We start from the raw sequence: 6,340 nt of genomic DNA on the forward strand, positions 1-6,340 counted from the left end.
CCCGTGTGCGGTGGGGCGCCTCTTCGCGTGGGTGTCCGCGCCGCATCGCCGCCGTCGGGCCGGTGTGCGCGGAGGCCGGGCCGCGGTGCGGTACGCACCCGGGCCCGGTCGGGCGGTCAGCCCGCCGCGGCGATACGGCCCGTGGCGCCGGCCGACGCCGACGACGCCTTGAGCTCCATCTCGCGCCGTCTGCGCCGGGCGAGCACCACGCGGCGCTCCGCGGCGGTGAGCCCGCCCCACACCCCGTACGGCTCCGGCTGTATGAGCGCGTGCTCCTGGCATTCGATCATCACGGGGCAGCGCGCGCAGACCCGCTTGGCGGACTCCTCCCGCGCGAGTCTGGCCGCCGTCGGCTCCTTCGACGGGGCGAAGAACAGCCCGGCCTCGTCCCGGCGGCACACCGCCTCCGAGTGCCAGGGGCCGGCCTGATCCTCCCGCGCGGGGGCGCGCTGGGCAGGCACGGCGGCGACCTGCAGGGGCTGATGCGGCAGTTGCAGCACGGTCCACTCCTGACGACGGCTTCGTGAGCGAGAGACGATGCAGCATTCCCTACCCGCTGTACGCACGCCCATGCACTGAGTGGCACCCGGCCCCGGCAGCGGAATTGCCGCGCTTCGGGAATTGGCTTGTTCTCGAAGTTTCACGTGCCCGAAGAAGGACCGGGAAGGTTCACGGAGCTTCACGGAGGTTCGAGAGGTTTCACGAACGTCCGCGGGATTTCGGGAGGCGGGAAAGACCGGCAGCGCCCGCACCCAATGCCCCGCCGGACACGGCCTAACCCAGGCGTTTGCGCAGCCGGTCCTGGAGGTCCGCGATGAACTTTCCGCGCTTGGGCTTCGCGTCGACGCTGCCGAACACGGAATAGCCGTTGACGACGACGACCGGCGCCTCGGGGTCCCCGGATTCCAGTGTGGCGACATCGAAACCGCCGAAGACACCCACACCGCCGCCGCGCAGCGAGATGTTCTCCGGAACCCTGATGTCGACGCTCCCGAAGACGGAAGTCGCATTGATGACCGTCAGTCTCTGACCGAAAAGCGCCTCGGTCAGATCGATCTCCACGCTGCCGAAGAACGCGAAGGCGTTCGTCCGGGCCCCCACCCGCCAACGGCCCTTGCGGGTCGAGCCGCTGAAGACCGCGACCAGGTTGTCGGCGGGGCCCACCGGGCTCCCGGCCTCCTGGACGCCGTGGGCGGCGGGAACGGCGGGACGGGCCACGCCGGCGGCGGCCGGCAGATCCTGGATCAGCGGTTCCAGTTCGCCGACGGTCTTGGCCCGGTAGACGGCGTCGATCCGCTCGGCGTGCTCGTCGGCGGTGAGCCGTCCCTCGGCCATGGCTTCCCGCAGGATGTCCGCGATCCGGTCCCGGTCCGCGTCGGAAGCGCGGATTCCGACCGGGGCCACCGGCTGCTGCGGCTGCTGCTGAGGCTGCTTCTCGAGGTCCACCGAACCAGCGTACCCAAACGCGATAGATCGCGACTAGGGTGTGTGGCACCCGGCGTGCCGGACGGGCCGCCTCCCGCACCGGCGCCGGCACCCGTCCCGCGTGCCGCAGGTGTCCCGCGCGACCACCGCACCCCGCGCACCCCGCCGCACCTCCCCACTCCCCTCCCCCACGCCCCCGCGCCCCGTCGACTGAGCCTTACCTCACAGCTGCGCGGCCCCCGCGGCGCTCTACCCTGGTGGATGCGCTGCCCAAGGGTGGTCAGCCGCTGTCTGCCGAGTGAGGAATGGCCGTAATGCCAGAGTTTGCGTACTCCGATCTGCTCCCGCTGGGAGAGGACACCACGCCGTACCGCCTGGTGACCTCCGAGGGTGTCTCCACCTTCGAGGCCGACGGCCGTACGTTCCTCAAGGTCTCGCCTGAGGCGCTGCGCACCCTGGCCGCCGAGGCCATGCACGACATCTCGCACTATCTGCGCCCCGCCCACCTCGCGCAGCTGCGGCGGATCGTGGACGACCCCGAGGCGTCGTCCAACGACAAGTTCGTCGCGCTCGACCTGCTGAAGAACGCGAACATCGCCGCGGCCGGCGTGCTGCCGATGTGCCAGGACACCGGCACCGCGATCGTGATGGGCAAGCGCGGGCAGAACGTGCTCACCGAGGGCGGTGACGAGGAGGCCCTGTCGCACGGCATCTTCGACGCGTACACCAAGCTCAACCTCCGCTACTCGCAGATGGCTCCGCTCACCATGTGGGAGGAGAAGAACACCGGCTCGAACCTCCCCGCGCAGATCGAGCTGTACGCGACCGACGGCGGCGCGTACAAGTTCCTCTTCATGGCGAAGGGCGGCGGCTCGGCCAACAAGTCGTTCCTGTTCCAGGAGACGAAGGCCGTGCTGAACGAGGCCTCCATGATGAAGTTCCTGGAGGAGAAGATCCGTTCGCTGGGCACGGCCGCCTGCCCGCCGTACCACCTGGCGATCGTCGTCGGCGGTACGTCGGCCGAGTTCGCGCTGAAGACCGCGAAGTACGCCTCCGCGCACTACCTGGACGAGCTGCCCTCCGAGGGCTCCCCCACCGGTCACGGTTTCCGGGACGAGGAGCTGGAGGAGAAGGTCTTCGAGCTGACGCAGAAGATCGGCATCGGCGCGCAGTTCGGCGGCAAGTACTTCTGCCACGACGTGCGCGTGGTCCGGCTCCCCCGGCACGGCGCCTCGCTGCCGGTCGCGATCGCGGTGTCCTGCTCGGCGGACCGCCAGGCCGTCGCGAAGATCACCGCCGAGGGCGTCTTCCTGGAGCAGCTGGAGAAGGACCCGGCGCGCTTCCTGCCGGACACCACCGACGAGCACCTGGACGAGTCGGGTGACGTGGTGAAGATCGACCTCAACCGGCCGATGGACGAGGTGCTGGCCGAGCTGACCAAGTACCCGGTCAAGACCCGGCTCTCGCTGACCGGCCCGCTGGTCGTGGCCCGCGACATCGCGCACGCCAAGATCAAGGAGCGGCTGGACGCGGGCGAGGAGATGCCGCAGTACCTGAAGGACCACCCGGTCTACTACGCGGGCCCGGCGAAGACCCCCGAGGGGTACGCCTCCGGCTCCTTCGGCCCGACGACGGCCGGCCGGATGGACAGCTACGTCGCGCAGTTCCAGGCGGCGGGCGGCTCCAAGGTGATGCTCGCCAAGGGCAACCGGTCCAAGCAGGTCACCGACGCGTGCGAGGCGCACGGCGGTTTCTACCTGGGCTCGATCGGCGGCCCGGCGGCCCGCCTCGCGCAGGACTGCATCAAGAAGGTCGAGGTCGTCGAGTACGAGGAGCTCGGCATGGAGGCGGTCTGGAGGATCGAGGTCGAGGACTTCCCGGCGTTCGTCGTCGTCGACGACAAGGGCAACGACTTCTTCACCGAGCCCGCCCCTGCCCCGACGTTCACCAGCATCCCGGTCCGCGGCCCGGGTCTCGCCTGAGCGGAGCCACCGGCCCCTTCCTGCGCCCGTCCGAGCGGTACGCGCACGAAGGGGCCTTCTCGCGCCCCGGCGGGGCTCGCACGCACCTCCGGCGAGCTCACGCCTCCAGCAGGCCCGATGTCGCGACCAGGTAGCCGAGCTGGGCCCGGCTGGTGCTGCCGAGCCGCTCGGAGACCCGGCGTACGTGCTCGACGACGCTGCGGCGGCTCATGCCGAGCCGCCGGGCGATCGACTCGTCCGTCTCGCCGCCGACGACCGCCCGCAGGATGGTGCGCTGGAGGTCGGTGGTGACGACCGGGGTGCGCAGCGGCACGCGTTCCGGGCGGACCGGGACCGAGCGGGCCCACGCCTCGTCGAAGTGCCGGGCCAGGAAACGGACCAGGGCCGGGTGCTCGATGCGCAGCGCGCTGTGCGGTTCGTCGGAGAACGGGACGAACGCGAGGTCCTGGTCGAAGACCATGATCCGGTCGGAGACCTCGGCGAGCGTGCGGACCTCGGCGCCCTCGGTGGTCACCCGCTCGATGTAGGCGAGCGTGGCCCGGTCGGAGCGGACCGTGTGCTGGTAGATGGTCCGCTGCCGGATGCCCCGGCGCAGGTTGCCGACGTCCCGGGGAAGCGATTCCGCGAGCACCGGGGCGGGACGGGCGCCTCCCGGGTGGGCGGTGCGGACCTCCGTGCGGCAGCCGGCGGCGGCCGCTCCGAGCGCCTTGCCGATGACGGCGGCTCCGGTGAGCCGGGTGAGCGCCGAGGGTTCGAGCCGGCGCGCGTCGGCGTACAGGTCCTCGAAGAGGGTGAGAGCGGCGCGGGCCGAGCGCAGCGTGCGCTGTTCGCGGGCGATGACCGCCTCGATGGGGCCGAGCGCGTCGGCCACGGCCGTCCCGGGCGGTACGGGGACGAGCCGCTCCGGTGTTCCCCGGTCCGCCACCAGCAGATGCAGGGCGCTCAGGCAGCGGGGCACCTCGCCCGCCGGAAGGCTTCCGTCCGAGAGGGCGCGCCGGTAGGCGGCGAGGGCCGCGTCGCAGACGCCGCCCGGTGACGATTCGCGGCAATCGCACACCCGTGGGCCAGATTGATCGTCCTTCACAAGCACGCAGATTACATTCGGGCAATCGCATGACCATGGGGGATCGCGAACACTCGGTGAGTATGGCTTGGTGACGCACGACTTCCCATGGACGGCCGGTCCGGCGGAGCTGGCGCGCGAGGAGCGCGGCCGGATCGCCGCACCCGCTCCGTGCGCGCCGGAGCCGACCGGGACGGGGGCCGGGCGATGACCGTGCCGCACGACGCTATTCGGCCAATCTCTCGGGGGGCTTCGAGGTGTCGGGGGCCCGCCGGGTCCGGTCGGGTGATCCCTGCGGGCCACCGTGCGTCCCGGAGCCCGGCGGACCACCGCCCCGGACCGGCACCGCCGCTTTCCCGCACCGGCGTGCGCGGTGGACTTGCGCCGCACCGGGCCCCTTTGGTGGGTTGTCCGGCGTTCCCGAAGCGCTCCCACCGCCTCCGGACGACCCCCGCGCCGCACCGTCCCCGACGGCCGTGCGCGGTACCCCCTCCTCTCTCACCGTCGAACACCGGAAAGGCGGACGCCGCATGACGCCGCTTCCCCACCGCAGCCACAGCGACGACCTGCTGGACTTCATCGGCGCCAGCCCGTCCCCGTACCACGCGGTGGCCAGTGCCGCCCGGCGTCTGGAGAAGGCCGGGTTCCGCGAACTGCGGGGCACGGACGACTGGACGGGCACGGCCGGCGGCAGCTTCCACATCCGCGACGGCGCGCTGATCGCCTGGTACGTCCCCGAGGGCGCCCCGGCGCACACCCCGTTCCGGATCGTCGGCGCGCACACCGACTCCCCGAACCTGCGGGTCAAGCCGGTCCCGGACACCGGCACCGCGGGCTGGCGGCAGGTGGGTGTGGAGATCTACGGCGGTGTCCCGCTGAACACCTGGCTCGACCGCGACCTCGGCATCTCCGGCCGGCTCGCGCTGCGCGGGCCGGGCGGCGCGGTCACAACCCGGCTCGTGCGGATCGACGAACCGCTGTTCCGGGTGCCGCAGCTGGCCATTCATCTGGACCACTCGGTCAACGACGGACTGGCGCTGGACCCGCAGCGCCACCTGGCCCCGGTGTGGTCGCTCGGCGAGGCCGAGCGGGGCTCGCTGCTGCGCCGGGTGGCGGCGGCCGCCGAGGTGGAGCCCGGCCGGGTGCTCGGCTGGGACCTGATGCTGCACGACGTGCAGCCGCCCGGATACCTGGGCGCGGAGCGGGAGTTCGTGGTGTCGTCGCGGCTGGACAACCTGGTCTCCGTGCACGCGGGGGTGACGGCCCTGACGGCGGCGGCGGCCGCGGCCGAGGCGCCCGTGTGCGTTCCCGTGCTGGCCGCCTTCGACCACGAGGAGGTCGGCAGCGGTTCGGCGACCGGGGCGCACGGGCCGCTCCTGGAGCGGGTGCTGAGCCGTTCGGTGACCGCCCGGGGCGGCGTCCCGGAGGACTGGGCGCGGGCCCTGTCCGGCTCCTTCTGCGTCTCCGCCGACATGTCCCACGCGGTGCACCCGAACTACGCGGAGCGGCACGACCCGGAGCACCGCCCGCTGCCCAACGGCGGCCCCTCCCTGAAGGTCAACGCCAACCAGCGGTACGCCACCGACGGCACCGGCGTGGCGGTGTTCGCCTCGGCCTGCGAGCGGGCGGGGGTGCCGTGGCAGCCGTTCGTCTCCAACAACGCGATGCCGTGCGGCACGTCGATCGGCCCGATCACCGCGGCCCGGCTGGGGGTGCCGACGGTCGACGTGGGGGTGCCGGGGCTGTCCATGCACTCGGCCCGTGAGCTGTGCGGGGCGGCGGACCCGGGCCATCTGGCCGCCGCGCTGGGCGCGTTCGTCACGTCCGGCTGAGCCCGGACGGCCCGAAGGGGCGGGGCGGCCCCCACGGC

The 6,340-nt window shown here is 72.5% G+C and carries 5 protein-coding genes; 2 read left to right on the forward strand and 3 right to left on the reverse strand.

Annotated features, from left to right (window positions below):
* Positions 1-116 precede the first annotated feature (116 nt).
* A complete protein-coding gene (locus tag ACFCV8_RS35130; protein WP_366295475.1) occupies positions 117-500 on the reverse strand; it encodes a WhiB family transcriptional regulator in 384 nt (127 codons plus the stop codon).
* Positions 501-774: 274 nt separating this feature from the next.
* Entirely contained in the window at positions 775-1,446 is a 672-nt protein-coding gene (locus tag ACFCV8_RS35135; RefSeq protein WP_376689581.1) for a DUF1707 domain-containing protein, read from the reverse strand.
* A gap of 284 nt (positions 1,447-1,730) precedes the next feature.
* On the opposite strand from ACFCV8_RS35135, the gene ACFCV8_RS35140 reads away from it, so the two are divergent.
* Positions 1,731-3,407, forward strand: coding sequence for a fumarate hydratase (locus tag ACFCV8_RS35140; protein WP_376689582.1), 1,677 nt, complete (start codon positions 1,731-1,733; stop codon positions 3,405-3,407).
* Between the two features lie 97 nt (positions 3,408-3,504).
* Here ACFCV8_RS35140 and ACFCV8_RS35145 read toward each other — a convergent pair whose 3' ends face one another.
* A complete protein-coding gene (locus ACFCV8_RS35145; protein ID WP_376689583.1) occupies positions 3,505-4,491 on the reverse strand; it encodes a LuxR C-terminal-related transcriptional regulator in 987 nt (328 codons plus the stop codon).
* A gap of 509 nt (positions 4,492-5,000) precedes the next feature.
* On the opposite strand from ACFCV8_RS35145, the gene ACFCV8_RS35150 reads away from it, so the two are divergent.
* Positions 5,001-6,302, forward strand: a complete 1,302-nt coding sequence (locus ACFCV8_RS35150) for a M18 family aminopeptidase (RefSeq protein WP_376689584.1) — start codon at positions 5,001-5,003, stop codon at positions 6,300-6,302.
* Positions 6,303-6,340 lie beyond the last annotated feature (38 nt).

Source organism: Streptomyces sp. NPDC056347, from assembly GCF_042262625.1.
GTDB lineage: Bacteria > Actinomycetota > Actinomycetes > Streptomycetales > Streptomycetaceae > Streptomyces.

Coding starts and splice junctions, on each gene's coding strand:
- ACFCV8_RS35140 (WP_376689582.1), top strand. CDS start 1,731: ATGGCCGTAATGCCAGAGTTTGCGTACTCCGATCTGCTCCCGCTGGGA.
- ACFCV8_RS35150 (WP_376689584.1), top strand. CDS start 5,001: ATGACGCCGCTTCCCCACCGCAGCCACAGCGACGACCTGCTGGACTTC.